15 protein-coding genes are annotated in these 18620 nt (G+C 64.0%); 4 read left to right on the top strand and 11 right to left on the bottom strand.

Annotated elements, in window-relative coordinates; all coding sequences use genetic code 11:
- Nucleotides 1-5: 5 nt before the first annotated feature.
- The 9 genes from ACFSQR_RS08145 to ACFSQR_RS08105 form a co-directional block, all read right to left on the bottom strand.
- Nucleotides 6-947 carry a bifunctional riboflavin kinase/FAD synthetase gene (locus ACFSQR_RS08145; RefSeq protein ID WP_377729197.1) on the bottom strand — a complete coding sequence of 314 codons (942 nt, stop codon included), beginning with the start codon at nt 945-947 and terminating at the stop codon, nt 6-8.
- A 126-nt stretch (nt 948-1073) separates the two neighbouring features.
- Nucleotides 1074-2297: a tetratricopeptide repeat protein gene (locus tag ACFSQR_RS08140; RefSeq protein ID WP_377729196.1), complete on the bottom strand. Its 1224-nt coding sequence runs from the start codon at nt 2295-2297 to the stop codon at nt 1074-1076.
- A gap of 69 nt (nt 2298-2366) precedes the next feature.
- Complete coding sequence (locus ACFSQR_RS08135) at nt 2367-2801, bottom strand: ExbD/TolR family protein (RefSeq protein ID WP_377729195.1); 435 nt, start codon at nt 2799-2801, stop codon at nt 2367-2369.
- A gap of 72 nt (nt 2802-2873) precedes the next feature.
- Nucleotides 2874-3302, bottom strand: a complete 429-nt coding sequence (locus ACFSQR_RS08130) for an ExbD/TolR family protein (RefSeq protein ID WP_377729194.1) — start codon at nt 3300-3302, stop codon at nt 2874-2876.
- 5 nt (nt 3303-3307) lie between these two features.
- Complete coding sequence (locus tag ACFSQR_RS08125; protein WP_377729193.1) at nt 3308-4246, bottom strand: MotA/TolQ/ExbB proton channel family protein; 939 nt, start codon at nt 4244-4246, stop codon at nt 3308-3310.
- Nucleotides 4247-4339: 93 nt separating this feature from the next.
- Nucleotides 4340-5014, bottom strand: coding sequence for an energy transducer TonB (locus ACFSQR_RS08120; protein ID WP_377729192.1), 675 nt, complete (start codon nt 5012-5014; stop codon nt 4340-4342).
- A gap of 538 nt (nt 5015-5552) precedes the next feature.
- A complete protein-coding gene (locus ACFSQR_RS08115; RefSeq protein WP_377729191.1) occupies nt 5553-7082 on the bottom strand; it encodes a SpoVR family protein in 1530 nt (509 codons plus the stop codon).
- A gap of 6 nt (nt 7083-7088) precedes the next feature.
- A complete protein-coding gene (locus ACFSQR_RS08110; protein WP_377729190.1) occupies nt 7089-8357 on the bottom strand; it encodes a YeaH/YhbH family protein in 1269 nt (422 codons plus the stop codon).
- Nucleotides 8358-8545: 188 nt separating this feature from the next.
- The gene (locus ACFSQR_RS08105) at nt 8546-10468 is read right to left on the bottom strand and encodes a PrkA family serine protein kinase (protein WP_377729189.1); all 1923 of its coding nucleotides are present in this window, start codon (nt 10466-10468) and stop codon (nt 8546-8548) included.
- 517 nt (nt 10469-10985) lie between these two features.
- Between ACFSQR_RS08105 and ACFSQR_RS08100 the strand changes: the two genes are divergently transcribed.
- A complete protein-coding gene (locus ACFSQR_RS08100) occupies nt 10986-11993 on the top strand; it encodes an adenosine deaminase (RefSeq protein ID WP_377729188.1) in 1008 nt (335 codons plus the stop codon).
- Nucleotides 11990-14521, top strand: coding sequence for an ABC transporter permease (locus tag ACFSQR_RS08095; protein ID WP_377729187.1), 2532 nt, complete (start codon nt 11990-11992; stop codon nt 14519-14521). The genes ACFSQR_RS08100 and ACFSQR_RS08095 overlap by 4 nt, the downstream gene beginning before the upstream one ends.
- Before the next feature lie 37 nt (nt 14522-14558).
- Here ACFSQR_RS08095 and ACFSQR_RS08090 read toward each other — a convergent pair whose 3' ends face one another.
- Nucleotides 14559-15563, bottom strand: coding sequence for a response regulator (locus ACFSQR_RS08090; protein ID WP_377729186.1), 1005 nt, complete (start codon nt 15561-15563; stop codon nt 14559-14561).
- Nucleotides 15530-16879: a sensor histidine kinase gene (locus ACFSQR_RS08085; protein ID WP_377729185.1), complete on the bottom strand. Its 1350-nt coding sequence runs from the start codon at nt 16877-16879 to the stop codon at nt 15530-15532. The genes ACFSQR_RS08090 and ACFSQR_RS08085 overlap by 34 nt, the downstream gene beginning before the upstream one ends.
- Before the next feature lie 146 nt (nt 16880-17025).
- Here ACFSQR_RS08085 and ACFSQR_RS08080 point away from each other — a divergent pair, with 146 nt between their 5' ends.
- A complete protein-coding gene (locus ACFSQR_RS08080) occupies nt 17026-17409 on the top strand; it encodes a group II truncated hemoglobin (protein ID WP_377729184.1) in 384 nt (127 codons plus the stop codon).
- 2 nt (nt 17410-17411) lie between these two features.
- Nucleotides 17412-18620: a DNA recombination protein RmuC gene (locus tag ACFSQR_RS08075; RefSeq protein WP_377729183.1), complete on the top strand. Its 1209-nt coding sequence runs from the start codon at nt 17412-17414 to the stop codon at nt 18618-18620.

Here is an 18620-nt window from a genome sequence, read left to right as displayed (position 1 = left end):
ATTCTTCAGTTTTGAGCAAAGTAGTTGCGGGCGAGCGCGGCATCGTTGTCGATGGCCGCGGTCAGCGTGGCGAGGTCGGTGAACTTTTCCTCGTCGCGGATTTTTTTCAGGAATTCGACGCGCACCAGCTTGCCGTAGCAAGCCTGGTCGTAGTCGAACAGGTGCACTTCGAGCAGCATGCGGCCCGCGTTCTCCACCGTCGGGCGCACGCCGACGCTGGCCACGCCGTGCACGGGCGTGCCGCGCAGGCCGTGCACCTGCACCACGAAGATGCCGTTCACGGCAGGGCGGTGCGCGACGCGCAGGTTCAGGGTAGGGTAGCCGATCGTGCGCCCCAGCTTGGCGCCGTGGATCACGTGGCCGGAAATCGAGTAGCCGTGGCCGAGCAGGACTTTGGCCTGGGCGAAGTCGCCCGCGGCCAGCGCGGCGCGCACGGCGGACGAGGAGACGCGTTCGGCGCCCTCCATCACGGTGGGCAGGGTCTCGACCTCGAAGCCCAGTTCGCGGCCTGCCTCGCGCAGCATGGCGACGTTGCCGGCGCGTTTGGCGCCGTAGCAGAAGTCCTCGCCCACCATCAGCCATTTCACGTGCAGGCCCTCGGCCAGCACCTTGCGGGTGAAGTCGTCCGGCGGCATGGCCGCGAAGCTGGCGTTGAAGTGCTCGACGATCACGCGGTCGACGCCGCACTGGCGCAGCGATTCGAGCTTGTCGCGCAGGGTGGCGATACGGTTCGGGGCCCGGGACAGGTCGCCCATCCGTTCGGCGAAGAATTCGCGCGGATGCGGCTCGAAGGTCATCACGGCCGCTTCGACGCCCAGGCGTGCGGCGGCAGCGCGCACGCGCGCTAGCAGGGCCTGGTGGCCGCGGTGGACGCCGTCGAAATTGCCGATCGTGAGCGCGCAGGGGGCGCGGGCACGGTCATTGGGGAGACCGCGGAATACCTTCATGTACGGTTGGGTGGGGGCAAAGGCTTGATTATACGATCAGAAAGATAAAAAGCGCTGCCTGCGGGGGCAGGGCAGCGCTTTTTAAGGGAGGGGGACAGTCCCGCAGGGACAGTCCCCAAACCCCAATTACTTGGCCATGGCGAAGTAGCGGGCCAGTGCGGCGGAGCCGTCCTTGCCGTCGACGCCCTTCCAGGTCGCCAGTGCCTGCTTCTGGTTGCCCGCGTAGGCGTACGCCTGGCCGAGGCGCAGTTCAACCTCTTCCTTGCGCTCGCCCAGTTGACCGGACTTGATCGCTTCGTTCATCAGCTTCAGGCCCTGCTCGGTCTTGCCCGACTGGACCAGGCCATAACCCAGGCGTGCCAGGCTGGACATGTCGTTTTCCTTGCGGATGGCCGCTTCCAGCGCCGGGGCTGCGCCCACGAATGACGCTGCTTCACGGTCGGCCAGGTCCTTCAGGCGCTGGTGACGCGGCGCTTCCGCGCCCACGCCCAGTGCACCCGCCTTGTAGCCGGCTGCCACCACGCGCTGCGCTTCGGCAGGCGACTTCTCCTGCAGCACCAGCTGGGCCATTTCCATGAACTCGGAAGGCTTCTTCAGCAGGTTGTTCTTCAGCTTGAGGCGGTAGATGTCGACTGCCAGGCGCTGCGAGAAGCCAGGCTGGCGCTGCACGCGGTTCAGCAGGTCGTTCCAGGTATTGGCGTTCGGGTAGTGGCGCGCCAGCTTTTCCAGCGTGGCCACGTAGCCTGCCTTGTCGCCTGCCTTGTTCTGCAGGTTGGCGACCATGCCGTACATGTCTTCGCTCGGCACGCGGCCGGCTTTTTCTTCACCACGCACGATGTTCAGCACCGCAGCGGTGTTGCCCATGTTGTAGTAGTTCTGCATCAGGTAGCCGCGCAGTTTCGGGTCGTTGCGCTCTTTCAGCTGGCGCTCGATCGCTGCGTTGGCCTTGCCGTAGTCCTTGGCGCGCATGTAGATGCCGACCAGGCCTTCGGAGAATTGGGCTTTTTCGGATGCCGACAGGCGGCCGGAATCCAGCAGGATTTCGAACGACTTGGCAGCCTGGTTGTAATCGCCTGCCGCCGACGCCGCGCCAGCGCGCACGCGTTCGATCAGGTAGGACTCAGCCGCGGATTTGCCGCCGACGGCGTCCGCTTCGCGCAGTTTTGCCAGCGCTTCCTTGTTCTTGCCGGACTTCATCAGGGCCTGGGCAGCCTGGATCGGCTTGCCGATCTCTGGACGCAGCGTTTCGGCAGCGTAGGCCATTGGCGCGAGGCCAACCAGCGGGGTCGCCGCGGTGAAACCGAGGGCGGCCAGTGCGAGGCCGAAATGAGCGAGACGAATCTTGGTCATTTGAAAATTCTTTCCTTCAAAAACGACACGGCAGGGAGACCCTGCCGTGTGCGGAATTAGCAAAAATGCTTATTGGAACTGCTCGTTGCCGACCATGCCAATTTTGGTAACGCCCAGGCGCTGGGCCGAAGCCATCACGCCTGCCACGACTTTATATGGTACCAGTTTGTTCGGACGCAAGTGAACTTCCGGCTGGTCAGGCATTGCTGCCACACTGGCCAGCTTGCTTTCCAGCGTATTGCGGTCCGGGACGATCTGGCTATCCCACAGGATCGTGCCGTCAAAGTCCACGTCGATGGTCACCACTACCGGCTCTTTGGTCGGTGGAGGTGGGGTACCCACCGGCATGTTCAGGTTGACGGAGTGCTGCTGCTTCGGAATCGTAATAATCAGCAGAATGATCAACACGAGCATCACGTCGATCATTGGCGTCATATTCACTTCCATCATCGGTTCCGGTTCCGCGTTTGCCGCGCCCCCGCCACCGCCTACGTTCATACTCATGGTGTTTCCTTTACTTGATGTTGGGACCTACAGGGCAGGTTGCTTGCGCTTCCTGCCCCGCTTTATCAGGTGTTAGCCCTTATCAGGTGGCTCGATGAGGAAGCCGACCTTCTGGATCCCAGCACGCTGCGCCTGGAAGATGACCCGGCCCACTGCTTCGTAGCGAACATTCTGGTCGCCGCGAACATAGACAGCTGGCTGAGGCAGCTTCACAGATTCCTTCTTCAGGAACTCGAACAGAGCGTCAGTATCGGCAATACGAGTCTGGTTGAAGTAGTAATCACCATCCTTGTTCACCGTGATATTCACGTTCTCTGGTTTCGGTACAACGACCTGGTTGACCTCTTCCGGCAGTGCTACTTTCTGCAGTTTGAGGACCACCGGGCTAGTGATCAGGAAGATAATCAGGAGAACCAACATGATGTCCACGAGGGGCGTCGTGTTGATCTCCGACATTACCTGATCATCATCTCCGCTTTCGGAGCCGACGGACATCGACATGGTAATTACCCAACTTTCTTGGCGTTCACATTCGCCGTTGCCATCACGCCGGACACCAGGACCGAGTGCACGTCAGCGGCGAACGAACGGATGTCTTCCATTGCAGACTTGTTACGACGAACCAGCCAGTTGTAGCCCAGAACTGCTGGAACTGCAACGAACAGGCCGAGTGCGGTCATGATCAGTGCTTCACCGACTGGACCTGCAACCTTGTCGATCGATGCGTTACCGGACATGCCGATGGCGATCAGTGCGTTGTAGATGCCCCAGACGGTACCGAACAGACCGATGAACGGTGCGGTCGAACCAACGGTTGCCAGGAACGACAGGCCGTCTTGCAGCTTCGACTGGACCTTGTCCACTGCGCGCTGGATCGACATGGTGACCCAGGTCGACAGGTCGATCTGCTCGAGCAGGGCGCCGTCGTGGTGGGCAGTTGCCTTGGTACCGGTTTCAGCGATGAAGCGGAATGGCGAACCTTCTTTCAGGGAAGCCGAACCAGCAGCGATCGACGAAGCTTTCCAGAACTTGGCCTGGGTTTCTTTCGACTGCTTGAAGATCTTCATCTGGTCGAGCAGCTTGGTGATGATGATGTACCACGAGCCCATCGACATCAGGACCAGGATGATCAGGGTGCCGCGCGAAACCACGCCGCCGTGCCAGACAGCTTCGAAGCCGTATGGGTTAGGTGCTTCGACTTCTTCGCCAGCTGCTGCTGCAGGTGCAGCTGCGTCTGCTGGAGCAGCAGCTGCGTCAGCTGCTGCAGCGTCAGCTGCTGGTGCGTCAGCCGCTGGTGCTGCTGCCGCGTCGGTTGCCGCAGGAGCTTCAGCTGCTGCAGGAGCAGGAGCGTCAGCCATTGCCGGTGCGGACACCAGCGCGCCAGCCGCCGTAACCGAGAACAGTACAGCCGCCAGCAGAGCGGACAAACGGGTATTCTTAAACATGCTTCCTCCAAAGATAATAATAAACAGTTCGCTGAACGTTATTCGACAACGAAACTCTTGCACATTGAGGCGATGCTCTGCCTCGGGTTCTTGTTAACTATCCAACGTCCAAACGTACTGCACGCTTGTCCAGCTTTCCTGCGGTTGGCCATTCGACTCACCCGGCTTGAAACGGCAACGGCCAAGTGCGCTTTGTGCCGCGCGGTCCAGGTTACGGAAACCACTCGACTTCTGGATGCGCGAGTCTTTCACGCCGCCATCGACGCCAATCAGGAACTGGAGCACGACGGTACCGGTTTCTTCGTTACGCTGCGATGCCTTTGGATATTCAGGCTTGGCGCAGGTATTGAAGTCAACGACTGCCGGCACGTTCACCGGGCCGCGCGCTGCAGGTGGCGCAGGCGGTGCCGGTGGAGCAGGGCGGCTCAGTTCGTTGGTAGGCGGCGGCGTGGTGGTCGCCACGGCGATCGTGTTCTGCACTGGCGGCGGCTGCTGCACGTTCACTTCGACCGGCGGAATGAACGGTGGCGGTGGCGCCTTCATTTCCGGTGGTGGCGGCGGCGGCGGGAGCTCAGGCGGAGGAGGTGGCTTCACCTCTTCGATGATCTTCGTTTCAACGGCTTCAGCCATCTTCGTCACCATGCGTGTGCCGAGACCACTGACGATCCCGTAAGCCACGATGGCATGCAAAATAACGACGACGGTGATGCCGGTGAGATTCTTCCCGGGTTCTTTCTCGTGCGAAAAATTCATGCCTGCTTTCTCCAATACCTACTCTTTATTCTCCTGCTACCAAACCCTCTAAACACGACGAAACCGCCAGCCGCATCCGGGACATCAAAGAATTATAACTACAAATTCTTTTTTTCACATAGTTTTTTGCCCCGGAAACAGGGGGCGCGGGAGGTGCGCCGGAGAGGGAAGAACCCTATATGGACAATACCTGTTCCCGTATCTCAGGACGTCTATACCACATCCGAATAGCGATTCTCCCTCTGGAAAACGGGGCGGCAGTTCATGTTGTCATGATGATACCGTCCATACCAACTATAACCATAATCTCGGTTACAGGGGCGTACTGTTGGAAGAGAGAGCTTGCGAACTGACCGTGCCGTCCGGGCCGGGCCGCCTGCTGGCGACCGGTATGCAACAATTCGTGAGATTCTCCCGATATTACATGCATATTTTCGCGCGCGGTAGGGGTCATGCAAAAAAATTTGGCAGTAGCCAAAGCGTAGCGCATAACTGCGCTATCAAGTTGGCAAGTGTTTGATTTGATTGAGGTTCGGGACTGTCCCCCGGCACCTCAGAAGCGGTGGTTGCGCTTTTCGCGGCGGCATTCGAGGGTGCTGACCACGCTGCCTTGCGCGTCCACCGTCTCAAGGCGCACGTCGAAACCCCACAGCCGCGCCACGTGCTTGAGCACCTCGTGCGCCTGGGCGTTCAGCGGGCGGCGCTGGTACTGCGTGTGCCGCAGTGTCAGGGCGCGGTCGTCGCGCGTGTTCACCGACCACACCTGGATGTTCGGCTCGCGGTTGCCGATGTTGTACTGGTCCGCCAGCATCTGGCGCACGTCGCGGTAGCCCGCTTCGTCGTGGATCGCGGAGATGGTGAGCTTGTCGCTGCGGTCGTCGTCCAGCACGGCGAAGAAGTGGAAGTCGCGGATCAGCTTGGGCGACAGGTACTGGGCGATGAAGCTCTCATCCTTGAAGTTGCGCATCGCGAAGTCGAGCGTCTTCTTCCAGTCGCTGCCGGCGATATCCGGGAACCATTCGCGGTCTTCCGGCGTCGGGTCCTCGCAGATGCGGCGGATGTCCGACATCATCGCGAAGCCGAGCGCATACGGGTTGATGCCGTTGTAGTAGGGGCTGGTGGCGGCCGGCTGGAACACCACGTTGGTATGGCTCTGCAAGAACTCCAGCATGAAGCCGTCGCCGACGATGCCTTCCTTGTGCAGCTGGTGCAGGATGGTGTAGTGCCAGAACGTGGCCCAGCCTTCGTTCATCACCTGGGTCTGCCGCTGCGGATAGAAGTACTGCGAGATCTTGCGCGTGATGCGCACCATCTCGCGCTGCCAGGGTTCGAGCAGCGGCGCGTACTTCTCGATGAAGTACAGGAGGTTTTCTTCCGGTTCCGGCGGGAAGCGCTGGGTGCGCACGTCCGGCGCCACTTCGTCCTTGCGCGGCAGGGTGCGCCAGATCGAATTGACCTGCGACTGCGCGTACTCCTCGCGTTCCTTCAGGCGCGCGTTTTCCTGCGCCAGCGTGAGCTTGGCGGGGCGCTTGTAGCGGTCCACGCCGTAGTTCTGCAGTGCGTGGCAGGAGTCGAGCAGCAGCTCCACTTCGTCGATGCCGTAGCGCTGCTCGCATTCGGCGATGTAGTTTTTCGCGAACACCATGTAGTCGACGATCGCCTCCGCGTCGGTCCAGGTGCGGAACAGGTAGTTCCCCTTGAAGAAGGAGTTGTGGCCGTAGGCCGCGTGCGCGATCACCAGCGCCTGCATGGTCAGGCTGTTTTCCTCCATCAGGTAGGCGATGCACGGATTCGAGTTGATGACGATCTCGTAGGCCAGGCCCATCTGCCCGCGGCGGTAGCTCTTCTCCGTCGCCAGGAAGTGCTTGCCGAACGACCAGTGGTTGTACGACACCGGCATGCCGACCGAGGTGTAGGCATCCATCATCTGCTCGGCCGTGATGATCTCGAGCTGGGTCGGATAGGTGTCCAGCCCGAAGCTGCGGGCGACGCGGCGGATCTCCTCGTGCGCCTGTTCGATCAGGTCGAAGGTCCACTCCGACTGCTCGGGAAGGGCGCGTGGGTTGGGCGGGTCTTTGGGCATGGTGTCCTACTTTGGCTGCTTCTTGAACAGCTCGCGGAAAACGGGGTAGATGTCGGCCGGCGTCACGATCTTCTGCATCGCGAAGTTGTGGTGGTGCGCGCGCACTTCCGAGTACTGCTCCCACAGGTTCTGGGGCGGCCCGTCGGTGATCTCGACATAGGTGTAGTACTGCACCATCGGCATGATGGTGTTGATCAGGAGCTGCTTGCACAGCACCGAGTCGTTGTCCCAGTTGTCGCCGTCCGAGGCCTGGGCCACGTAGCTGTTCCAGTCCGCGTTGCCGTAGCGTTCGTGGATCACCTTGTTCAGCAGGTGCAGCGCGGACGACACCACCGTGCCGCCCGATTCGCGCGAGTGGAAGAACTCGTCCTCGTCCACTTCGGCCGCGGCGGTGTGGTGGCGGATGAACACCACCTCGATGTGCTCGTACACGCGCTTGAGGAACAGGTACAGCAGGATGAAGAAGCGCTTGGCCGTATCCTTGCGCGTCTCGTCCATCGAGCCCGACACGTCCATGATGCAGAACATGACGGCCTGGGTGGACGGCTTGGGCACCTTGATGCGGTTGGAGTAGCGCAGGTCGAACGGATCGATGAACGGGATCGCGTTCAGGCGCGTGTGCAGGTGGCGGATGCGTTCGCGCAGCACGGTGATGCGCGGGTCGGATTCGTCGGTGCCGGCGTCGAGCAGCATCTCCAGCTCGTCCTCGAGCGCCTCGACTTCGCGGCGCGGCTTGCCGCCCACGGCAATGCGCCGGCCCAGCGCCCCGCGCAGCGAGCGCAGCACGTGGATGTTGGACGGCGTACCGGCGATGTTGTAGCCGGCGCGCTGGGTGCGGTATTCGGTGGTCGAGGTCAGCTGCGTCTTGATCATGTTCGGCAGCTCGAGGTCCTCGAAGAAGTAGTTCATGAATTCCTGGCGCGACAGCTCGAAGATGAAGTCGTCCTCCACCACCTGGTCGCTGTTGCCCGCGCGGCCGCGTCCGCTGCCGCCGCCGGCGCGCGGGCGGTTGAACTGGTCGCCTTTCTGGTATTCGGTATTGCCGGGGTTGACGATCTCCCACACGCCGCCGTGGGCATGGCCGAAGTGGGGTTCGTTCACATCCTTGACGGGGATGGACACGCGTTCGCCGTTCTCGATATCGGTGATCGAACGGCCCTTGATCGCGCGGCCGACCGCGTCCTTGATCTGCGCCTTGTAGCGGCGCAGGAAGCGTTCCCTGTTTACTGCTGACTTGTTCTTGCCTTGCAAGCGTCGGTCGATGAGGTAAGTCAAAACGGGCCTCCTGCTTCGTTCCGGACGGCGTCGGTCAAACGTCATATCCGCGTAGGCGGGTACCCATGCTGGGCTGGCGCGCCGGTGGCACTGGCGGTTCCGCCCAACTCAGCATGGATCCCCGCCTTCGCGGGGATGACGGAGGGGTGCTCGCACCGCCTCCGACGCCACATCTCCAATATACGCCCTTACGAGGACTTCCTCACACGCAGGTACCATTCGCACAGCAGACGAACCTGCTTGGCGGTGTAGCCTTTCTCCACCATGCGTGCCACGAAGTCCGCGTGCTTGTTCGCATCCTCTGCCGATGCCTTGGCGTTGAACGAGATGACCGGCAGCAGTTCCTCGGTATTCGAGAACATTTTCTTCTCGATCACGGTGCGGAATTTCTCGTAGGAGGTCCACGCCGGATTCTTGCCCCCGTTGGTCGCGCGGGCGCGCAGGCCGAAGTTGACGATCTCGTTGCGGAAGTCCTTCGGGTTGGAAATCCCGGCCGGCTTCTCGATCTTTTCCAGTTCGGCGTTCAGCTGCTCGCGGTCGAACGACTCGCCCGTGTCCGGATCGCGGAATTCCTGGTCCTGGATCCAGAAGTCGGCAAACGTGACGTAGCGGTCGAAGATGTTCTGGCCGTACTCGGAGTAGCTCTCCAGGTAGGCGGTCTGGATCTCCTTGCCGATGAAGTCCACGTAGCGCTGGGCCAGGTGCTCCTTGATATAGGAGAGGTATTTCTGCTCCAGCTCCGGCGGGAACTGCTCGCGCTCGATCTGCTGCTCCAGCACGTACAGCAGGTGCACCGGATTGGCCGCGACTTCCGTGTTGTCGAAGTTGAAGACCTTGGACAGGATCTTGAACGCGAACCGGGTCGACAGGCCGCTCATGCCTTCGTCCACGCCCGCGTAGTCGATGTATTCGTGGATCGACTTGGCCTTGGGGTCGGTGTCCTTGAGGTTCTCGCCGTCGTACACCAGCATCTTGGAGAAGATGGAGGAGTTCTCCGGTTCCTTCAGGCGCGACAGGATCGCGAACTGCGCCATCATCTTGAGCGTGCCGGGCGCGCACGGCGCCTGCTCCAGCGAGGAGTTGCGCAGCAGCTTGTCGTAGATCTTGACCTCGTCCGTCACGCGCAGGCAGTACGGCACCTTCACGATATAGATGCGGTCGAGGAAGGCCTCGTTGTTGCGGTTGTTGCGGAAGGTCTTCCATTCCGACTCGTTGGAGTGGGCCAGGATGATGCCTTCGAACGGGATCGCGCCGAAGCCTTCGGTGCCCTTGTAGTTGCCTTCCTGGGTGGCCGTCAGCAGCGGGTGCAGCACCTTGATCGGCGCCTTGAACATCTCGACGAATTCCATCAGGCCCTGGTTCGCCAGGCACAGGCCGCCGGAGTAGCTGTAGGCGTCCGGGTCGTCCTGCGAATAGTCCTCCAGCTTGCGGATGTCGACCTTGCCCACCAGCGAGGAAATATCCTGGTTGTTCTCGTCGCCCGGCTCGGTCTTGGAAATGGCGACCTGCTTCAGGATCGAGGGGTAGCGCTTGACCACGCGGAACTTGTTGATGTCGCCGTTGAACTCGTGCAGGCGCTTGACCGCCCACGGGCTCGGGATCGAGCGCAGGTAGCGGCGCGGGATGCCGTAGTCCTCTTCGAGGATGGTGCCGTCTTCCTCTTCGTTGAACAGGCCGAGCGGCGATTCGTTGACCGGCGAGCCCTTGATGCAATAGAAGGGCACCTGTTCCATCAGGTGCTTGAGCTTTTCCGCGATCGACGACTTGCCGCCGCCGACCGGCCCCAGCAGGTACAGGATCTGCTTGCGTTCCTCCAGCCCCTGCGCCGCGTGGCGGAAGTAGGAGACGACCTGTTCGATGACTTCTTCCATGCCGTAGAAGTCCTTGAACGCAGGATAGATCTTGATTACCTTGTTGGAGAAGATGCGCGACAGGCGGGTGTCGTTGCGGGTATCGACCAGCGTGGGCTCGCCGATGGCGGCCAGCATGCGTTCAGGGGCGCTGGCGTAGGTCAGGCGGTCCTTCTTGCACAGTTGCAGGTACTCGGCGAGGGAATATTCTTCCTCGCGGGTACGCTCGTAACGGGCTGCGTAGTTGTCAAAAATGGTCATTTGAATGTCCCTCTTTTCGGTTAAACCTCGTCACTACTGGCAGTCGATTGTGCGAAATGCCCGGCATCCTGCCTGGAACCCGCCGATGGAGTACGTCTTTTTTTGGCCGGCGCCGCCAGTGTTCCGGCATGGCGCGGTAAGTGCTTTTTGACCCCGGTCCGTCGGGCTTTTGTGCGTGCTGTCAATTGCCATCACGCCCATGAAATCGAGTATGTTCCCAATGCCGACGATGTCAATACGATGACTCGTAAGCTTTGTAACAGGGGCCCGCCGTTCATGGAAAAGCCATGATTTATCTTGCACTATTTCATCCGTAAGTGGCGCACGCGAAACAAATGGCGACGCTGGCGCCGTCATCGCGGCGGACGCCGTGATCCGTGCACGGTCACCCGCGTCCCACACTCGGCGTGGCCGCAGCCGGGTGCCGCCCCCGCGCCGGGACGACGTCGCGCGGCTCGTATGCATGTGTCAACCTTTCCGGATGCGCTACACTCATGGACTTCCCGCGGAGGATTCCATGAACGATCAGCTGTTGCGCCTCGTGCAAGCCATGCCAAAAGCAGAATTGCACATCCACATCGAAGGTTCACTCGAGCCGGAGCTGATCTTTGCGCTGGCGCAAAGGAACGGCGTCAAACTGGCCTATGGCTCGGTCGAGGAATTGCGCCGCGCGTACGCGTTCACGGACCTGCAATCCTTCCTCGATATTTATTACGCCGGCGCGAGCGTGCTGCTGCACGAGCAGGATTTCTACGACATGACGGCGGCCTACCTGCAGCGCGCGCAGCAGGACAACGTTCGCCACGCCGAGATCTTCTTCGATCCGCAGACGCACACCGCGCGCGGCGTGCCGTTCGAGGCGGTCATCAGCGGCATCCACCGCGCCTGCCAGGACAGCCCGGTGTCGGCCACGCTGATCATGTGCTTCCTGCGCCACCTGCCTGAAGAAGATGCGATGGCCACGCTGGAGATGGCGCTGCCGTTCCGCGACAAATTCATCGGCGTCGGCCTCGATTCGTCCGAGCTGGGCCACCCGCCCGAGAAGTTCGCGCGGGTGTACGAGCGCTGCCGCTCGCTGGGCCTGCACCTGGTCGCCCACGCAGGCGAGGAGGGTCCGCCCGAGTACATCCGCAACGCGCTGGACGTGCTGAAGGTGGAGCGCATCGACCACGGCGTGCGCTGCCTGGAAGACGCCGAGCTGACCGCGCGGCTGGCGCGCGAACGCATCGCGCTCACGGTGTGCCCGCTGTCCAACGTCAAGCTGCGCGTGTTCGACGAGATCGGCGGCCACAACCTGCTCGCGCTGCTCGATGCCGGCCTGACCGTCACCATCAACTCGGACGACCCGGCCTATTTCGGCGGCTACCTGAACGAGAACTACGACGCGGTATTCCGCGCGCTGCCGCTCACGCGCTTCCATGCGCAGCAGCTGGCGCGCGACAGTTTCAACGCGTCCTTCCTGGACAGCGGCGCCAAGGCGCGCCTGCTGGCCGAGGTGGACGCCTTCTTCGCGGAGCACGCATGATCCGGCAATCGATCCGCATGACCCTGCGCGACTGGCGCGCCGGCGAACTCCGCTTCCTGCTGGTGGCGCTGATCGTGGCGGTGTCCGCGCTGTCAGCAGTCGCCTTTTTCGTGGACCGCATGCGCGCGGGACTGGAGCGCGACGCGCACCAGCTGATGGGCGCGGACCTGCTGGTCAGCGCGGACAATCCGATCCAGCCGGCCTGGAAGGCCGAAGCGGAGCGGCGCGGGCTGGTGCTGGCCGAGACGGTCGCCTTCCCCAGCATGGCGCAGGTGGGCGAGGGCGAGCAGTCGCATTCGCAGCTGTCGTCGGTCAAGGCGGTGTCGGAGCTGTACCCGCTGCGCGGCAGCATGAAAGTGACGACCAATGCCGACGAAGCCGCGCAGGGCATCGGCGAGATCGCGCACGGCATCCCGCAGCCGGGCACCGTGTGGGTGGACCCGGCGCTGCTGGTCACGCTGCAGGCGAAGGTCGGCGACACGCTGCGGCTGGGCGACGCCAGCTTCCGGATCGTGCGCGCGATCGCGTCCGAGCCGGACCGCGGGCCCAGCTTCGTCAACTTCGCGCCGCGCGTGATGATGCCGCTGGCCAGCCTGGAAGGCACCGGCCTGACCGAATTCGGCGCGCGCGTCACCTACCGCCTGCTGGCGGCCAGCCGCGACGCCAACGACCGCGCATCGGTGGCAGCCTACCAGGGCTGGCTGAAGGACAGGATCGCGCGCGAGAATATCAAGGGCGTGCGCATCGAGACGCTGGAAGAGGGCCGCCCGGAAATGCAGGCCACCATGGACCGCGCGGGGCGCTTCCTGTCGCTGGTCGGGCTGCTGTCGGCATTGCTGGCCGCGGTCGCGGTGGCGATGGCCGCGCGCCGCTTCATGCTGCGCCACCTGGACGCCTGCGCGATGCTGCGCTGCCTGGGCATGACGCAGAACCAGGTCACGCTGCTGTACCTGGTCGAGTTCCTGCTGGTCGGACTGGCCGGCAGCGCGCTCGGCGTGCTGGTCGGCTTCGGCGCGCACTACGTGCTGGTGCAGTCGCTGGCATCGTTCGTGACCCACGACCTGCCGCCGATTTCCTGGCAGCCGGCCCTGGTGGGGCTGGCCACCGGCATGGTGCTGCTGGCCGGCTTTGCGCTGCCGCCGGTGCTCCAGCTGCGCAACGTGCCGCACAACCGCGTGATCCGCCGCGAACAGGCCGCGCCCAAGCCGGCCGCGCTGGCGACCTATGGCCTCGGCGTGGCCGCGTTCTGCGGCCTGCTGCTGTGGCAGGCGGGCGACGCGATGCTGTCGGCCGTGGTGGCGGGCGGCTTCCTGGCCGCGTTTGCGCTGTTCGCGCTGGTGTCGTGGCTGGGGCTCAAGTCGCTCGGCACGCTGCGCAACCTGTGGGCGAGCCATGCATGGCGCTTCGCGGTGACCGCGCTGCGGCGCCGTCCCGGCACCACCGTGGTGCAGTCGGTGTCGCTGGCGCTGGGCCTGATGGCGCTGCTGCTCCTGACCGTGGTGCGCAGCGACCTGATGACCGCGTGGCGCAGCGCGACGCCGCCGGATGCGCCGAACCGCTTCATCATCAACATCCAGCCGGACCAGAAGGACGACGTGGCCCGGCGCATTGCCGCCGCAGGCGTGAACCAGCCGGTGCTCTATCCGATGATCCGCGGCCGCCTGACCACCGTGAACGGCAAGCCGGTGACCAAGGACAGCTACCTGGATGAGCGCGCGCGCCGCCTGGCCGAGCGCGAGTTCAACCTGTCCACCACCACCGAGCTGCCAAAGGGGAACGAGATCGTCGCGGGCAAGTGGTTCGCCGATGCGCCGGGCGTCAGCGAAGCGTCGGTGGAGCAGGGCCTGGCCAAGACGCTGGGCTGGAAGGTCGGCGACATGGTGCGCTTCGACATGGGCGGCATCCCGGTGGAAGCCAGGGTGAGCAGCCTGCGCAAGCTGGAGTGGGGCTCGATGCGGGCCAACTTCTTCGTCATCATCAATCCGTCCGCGATGGTGGACGCGCCCGCCACCTACATGACGGCGTTCCACCTGCCGCAGGGCGGCTCCACCCTCGGCAACGCGCTCACGCGCAGCTACCCGAACCTCACCGTGATCGACGTCTCGGCCATCATCCGCCAGGTGCAGGACGTGATGGACCAGGTGATCGCGGCGGTGGAGTTCCTGTTCGCGTTCACCCTGGCGTCCGGCGTGCTGGTGCTGTACGCCGCGCTGATGGGATCGAGCGACGAGCGGCGCCGCGAGGCGGGGCTGCTGCGGGCGCTGGGGGCGACGCGCAAGCAGCTCTCGCGCGCGCAAGTGATCGAGTTCTCGCTGGTGGGCGGCCTGGCCGGCCTGCTGGCCGCGAGCGGCGCGGCGGTGCTGGGGTGGGCGCTGGCTACCTACCAGTTCAAGTTCGAATGGGTCCTCACGCCGAATGTGTGGATCGCCGGGATCGCGGTGGGCGCGGTGTGCGCGGTGACGGGCGGCTGGCTGAGCCTGCGCGACGTGCTGCGGCAGCCGCCGCTGCAGACCCTCCGCGAAGCCTGATATATCGTCGTCCCCGCGCACGCGGGGACGGCCGCTGTTACGCGGCGCGGCGCGAGCCGGTGTGGTCGCGCAGGAAGCCGGAATACGGCCGCACCTTCTGCTTCAGGTAGGTTGCCGGCAGCTCGAAGATGGCCCAGTAGTAGCGCTCCGCTCCCGCGCAGGTCTGCGCCGGCCTGCAGTAGCGCTGCCAGTTCTCCCCCACCGAGGCGCTGTACATGCCGTCCCCGTCATGGAAGAACGGCAGCAGGTGCCGCGCATGCACCGCCGCCAGCAGGGACGCCGGCGCCTTGTTGTCGCGCGCGACTTCGACATGCGCCTGCATGCTCGCGTCGGTCTCCACCACCAGCAGGCTGGCCTTGCCGGCCGCATCGAACATCAGCAGCCCGGCCGGGTTCGGGAACAGGTAGTGCTCGACGATGCCCAGAGGCCCGCTGATGTCGCGCACCAGGTCCGCGAACACGCGGTCGCTGATGAACCCATAGCCGTTCAGGGCCAGCAGCTCGCGCAGCGGCGCCGACTGCTGGACGAAGTAATCGCGCTGCAGTTCCTGGATGTCCTGCTCCAGCCGCTCCAGCGCGTCGTCGTCGCTCTTCTTGATGAAACGGTCGATCAGGCCGCGGTTGAATGCTTCCACGGCGATCTTCTCGTCGGCGGCGCCGGTGAACAGGATCTTCTTGCAGGGCAGGCTGGCGATCTCCTTGCAGAAGTCCAGGCCGTTCATCTGCGGCATCGAGTAGTCGACCACCAGCACGGTCGGGGTGGCGAAACGGTCGCCGTCGTAGCAGGTGGCGTGCAGGCGCTCGATGTCGGGCGCGCCGCTGCCCTCCTGCCACCGGGATGCGCCGTCCGGCCCGGACGCGACGGCGCCGATGCGCTCCCGGGCCGGGGAATGCCCGCGCAGCCACGCGAGCGCCGCGCGGGTGTCGTGGAAGGCCTCGCTCGCCAGCGTGGGATCGAGCTGGAACGACAGGCTGCGCAGGAAGCTGTCGCTGTCGTCCACGAGGACGGTCAGGCCGGGGTGCTGGTAGACGGGTAGGGACATGGCATCGGTGGCGTGTCGAATCGCGTGGCGGGACGCGGCGCAAGTTTGGGGTTGGCGGGGAATTCGAGTACGAACATGGTGTACGCGTTCTCGCGCGACAGGCAGCGAATGCTGGCGTGCCAGGCATCCATGATGTCCTTGCACAGCGCAAGCCCGATGCCGGAGCCGGCGCCTTTCGGATAGGTGTAGAAGCGCTGGAAGATGTTGGGCAGCTCGGCGGCCGAGATGCCGCAGCCGGTGTCGATGAACAGCAGGCGCGGCGACGCGCCGGCGCCGTCGATGACGATGCGCACGCGGCCCTTGCCGGCACGGTGCAGCGCCTTGAGCGCGTTGCGCAACAGGTTGAGCAGGATGACTACCGCCAGTTCGTGCTGGCCGCCGAACGAGAAGTCGCCGCGCACTTCCACACGCACGCTTTCGCGCTGCGCGGCGGAGGCGAACGGGTAGCGTTTCATCACGTTGTCGACCACTTCCGACATCTTGACCAGCTCGACCGGTTCCAGCGTGCGGGTCACCGCGGTGGCGGACAGCAGGAACAGGTCCACCAGGTGGTTCATGTGGCGCACCTCGAACTGGATGCGGTTCAGCGCCTCGCGCAGCGCTTCCGGGTCTTCCTGGTCGCGCTTGAGCATGCGGCTCATGCCGCGCACGTTCGCATCCACGCTGATGAGCGGGGTGCGCAGCTCGTGCGAGACCGTCGCCAGGCCCTGCGCCATGCCCGACATCTTGGCCTGGGCCAGCATGCGCCGTCCCAGCTTGGCAAACGCGATCACCAGCACGGTGAACAGGCACACGGGCAGTTGTTCCAGCACCGCGCCGGTGGCGGGCGGGGCGACGCCGGACCTGGAGAACGCCAGCACCGCCAGCGACATCCCGATCGCGCAAGAGATGAGCGCGCAGCGCACGCGGAAGTGGAACATCAGCACCAGCGTCATCATCATGCACTGGCTCCAGACCGCGGACGCGGCGTTCATCAGGTACAGGTAGGTGAACAGGAACGGCAGCGTGTAGGTGACGCCCACGAAGGTGACGATGGTGCGCCAGCGCTGCGACATCGAGCGCATGCCGACCACGATCAGCAGGCAGAAGCCCATGCCGATGGCGCGCAGGGGCAGGCTGTCGTACGCCTGCGGGAACAGGCGGGTCCAGATCACGTAGTACAGCGGCAGGCCGACCAGGCCGACCCAGCCCAGCAGGACCACGCGCAGGGTGTCGGGGTCGAATTCGCGCTGGCGGCGCAGCAGCCACTGCGCGGCGGACGCGCGCAGGTGGTCCAGGAGGGTGGCCTTGCCAGTGGGTTCGGGGACTGACATCATGGGCGGAAAGTGTTGATTTTGCGCAATTCAAGCCATCGTGGCGCAAAACACGGGGCTGCCGATTGATCTGCATCAAATGTCGGATGGGAGACTGCCGCCCTGGCGCCTGCGGGCACAGTCCCCTTGCTCTGCGGTATCATGCTCGGATGACTGACACGCTTTACGACATCATCGGCGGCGACGCCCGCCTGCGCGAGCTGGTCGACCGCTTCTACGACCTGATGGAGCTGGAACCCGAGTTCGCCGGCATCCGCGCCATGCATCCCACCCCGCTCGACAGTTCCCGCGACAAGCTGTTCATGTTCCTGTCCGGCTGGATGGGCGGTCCCGACCTGTTCGTCGAGCAGTTTGGCCACCCGCGCCTGCGCGCGCGCCACCTGCCGTTTGCGATCGCCAGCGCGGAGCGCGACCAATGGCTGCGCGCGATGGCATGGGCGATGGAAGACATCGGCATCGACGAGGACCTGCGCATGCGGCTGATGCAGTCCTTCTACCAGACCGCCGACTGGATGCGGAACACCCCGGGCTGACCATGACGCACTTCGAATTCTTCCTCCTCCTTGGCGCGCTGGCGCTGGTGCTCGTGCTGCAGATCGTCGCCATGCTGCGCGGACGCAGCGGCGACGCCGAACGCTTCGACCGCATCGAGCGCACGCTCCAGATGAGCGCCCAGTCCACCCGGCAGGAGATCTCGGCCAGCCTTGCGCAGTCCACCGCGGCCACCACCCAGGCCATCGAGGCCATGCGCGAATCGAATGCGCGCCGCATGCTGGAAGTGCGCGGCACGCTGGAAGCGAAGCTGCGCGAGCTCCAGGCCGACAACGCGGCCAAGCTGGAAGAGATGCGCCGCACGGTGGACGAGAAGCTGCACGCCACGCTGGAGACGCGCCTGACCGAATCGTTCCGCCAGGTGTCGGAGCGGCTGGAGAAGGTGCACCAGGGCCTGGGCGAGATGCAGCAGCTGGCCGTCGGCGTGGGTGACCTCAAGCGCGTGCTCACCAACGTCAAGACGCGCGGCACCTGGGGCGAGGTTCAGCTGGAGATGCTGCTCGAGCAGATGCTGACCGTGGACCAGTACGCAAAGAATGTCGAGACCATCGCCGGCAGCGGCGCGCGGGTCGAGTTCGCGATCAAGCTGCCCGGCACGTCGGACGACGGCACGCCAATGTGGCTGCCGGTCGACGCCAAGTTCCCCAAGGAGCAGTACGAACGGCTGCTGGATGCGGCCGAGCGGGCCGACAGCGACGGCGTGGCGCTGGCCGGCCGCGAGCTGGAACGCTGCGTGCGCGTGGAAGCCAAGACCATCTGCGAAAAGTACCTGGCGCCGCCGCACACCACCGACTTCGCCATCCTGTTCCTGCCGACCGAAGGGCTGTACGCGGAAGTCATGCGCCGTCCCGGCCTGGCCGACGAGCTGCAGCGCACCCTGCGGGTGTCGATCGCGGGTCCGTCCACGCTGCTGGCGATTCTCTCCAGCCTGCAGATGGGCTTCCGCACGCTGGCCCTGGAAAAGCGCTCTTCCGAAGTGTGGCAGGTGCTCGGCGCCGTCAAGACCGAGTTCACCAAGTTCGGCGACGTCCTCAACGCCACCAAGCTCACCTTGGAAAAGGCCGCCCGCAATATCGAGAACGCCGAGGTACGCAGCCGCCAGATGGCGCGCAAGCTCAAATCCGTCGAAGCGCTGCCGGCCGAAGCCGCGCAGTTGCTCCTGCCCACCGAAGAAGAACTTCCCGGGGAGTGA

The sequence above is a fragment of the Pseudoduganella sp. GCM10020061 genome (assembly GCF_042683405.1).
Taxonomy (GTDB): domain Bacteria; phylum Pseudomonadota; class Gammaproteobacteria; order Burkholderiales; family Burkholderiaceae_D; genus Telluria.
The sequence above is the reverse complement of the archived record's forward strand: the minus strand, read 5'-3'. Positions and strand labels throughout refer to the sequence as shown.

Excerpts from the sequence above, each read along its gene's own strand:
- ACFSQR_RS08115 (WP_377729191.1), bottom strand. The coding sequence starts at position 7,082 with ATGCCCAAAGACCCGCCCAACCCACGCGCCCTTCCCGAGCAGTCGGAG.
- ACFSQR_RS08095 (WP_377729187.1), top strand. The coding sequence starts at position 11,990 with ATGATCCGGCAATCGATCCGCATGACCCTGCGCGACTGGCGCGCCGGC.
- ACFSQR_RS08130 (WP_377729194.1), bottom strand. The coding sequence starts at position 3,302 with ATGTCGATGTCCGTCGGCTCCGAAAGCGGAGATGATGATCAGGTAATG.
- ACFSQR_RS08135 (WP_377729195.1), bottom strand. The coding sequence starts at position 2,801 with ATGAGTATGAACGTAGGCGGTGGCGGGGGCGCGGCAAACGCGGAACCG.
- ACFSQR_RS08100 (WP_377729188.1), top strand. The coding sequence starts at position 10,986 with ATGAACGATCAGCTGTTGCGCCTCGTGCAAGCCATGCCAAAAGCAGAA.
- ACFSQR_RS08085 (WP_377729185.1), bottom strand. The coding sequence starts at position 16,879 with ATGATGTCAGTCCCCGAACCCACTGGCAAGGCCACCCTCCTGGACCAC.
- ACFSQR_RS08075 (WP_377729183.1), top strand. The coding sequence starts at position 17,412 with ATGACGCACTTCGAATTCTTCCTCCTCCTTGGCGCGCTGGCGCTGGTG.
- ACFSQR_RS08145 (WP_377729197.1), bottom strand. The coding sequence starts at position 947 with ATGAAGGTATTCCGCGGTCTCCCCAATGACCGTGCCCGCGCCCCCTGC.
- ACFSQR_RS08105 (WP_377729189.1), bottom strand. The coding sequence starts at position 10,468 with ATGACCATTTTTGACAACTACGCAGCCCGTTACGAGCGTACCCGCGAG.
- ACFSQR_RS08080 (WP_377729184.1), top strand. The coding sequence starts at position 17,026 with ATGACTGACACGCTTTACGACATCATCGGCGGCGACGCCCGCCTGCGC.
- ACFSQR_RS08090 (WP_377729186.1), bottom strand. The coding sequence starts at position 15,563 with ATGTCCCTACCCGTCTACCAGCACCCCGGCCTGACCGTCCTCGTGGAC.
- ACFSQR_RS08125 (WP_377729193.1), bottom strand. The coding sequence starts at position 4,246 with ATGTTTAAGAATACCCGTTTGTCCGCTCTGCTGGCGGCTGTACTGTTC.
- ACFSQR_RS08140 (WP_377729196.1), bottom strand. The coding sequence starts at position 2,297 with ATGACCAAGATTCGTCTCGCTCATTTCGGCCTCGCACTGGCCGCCCTC.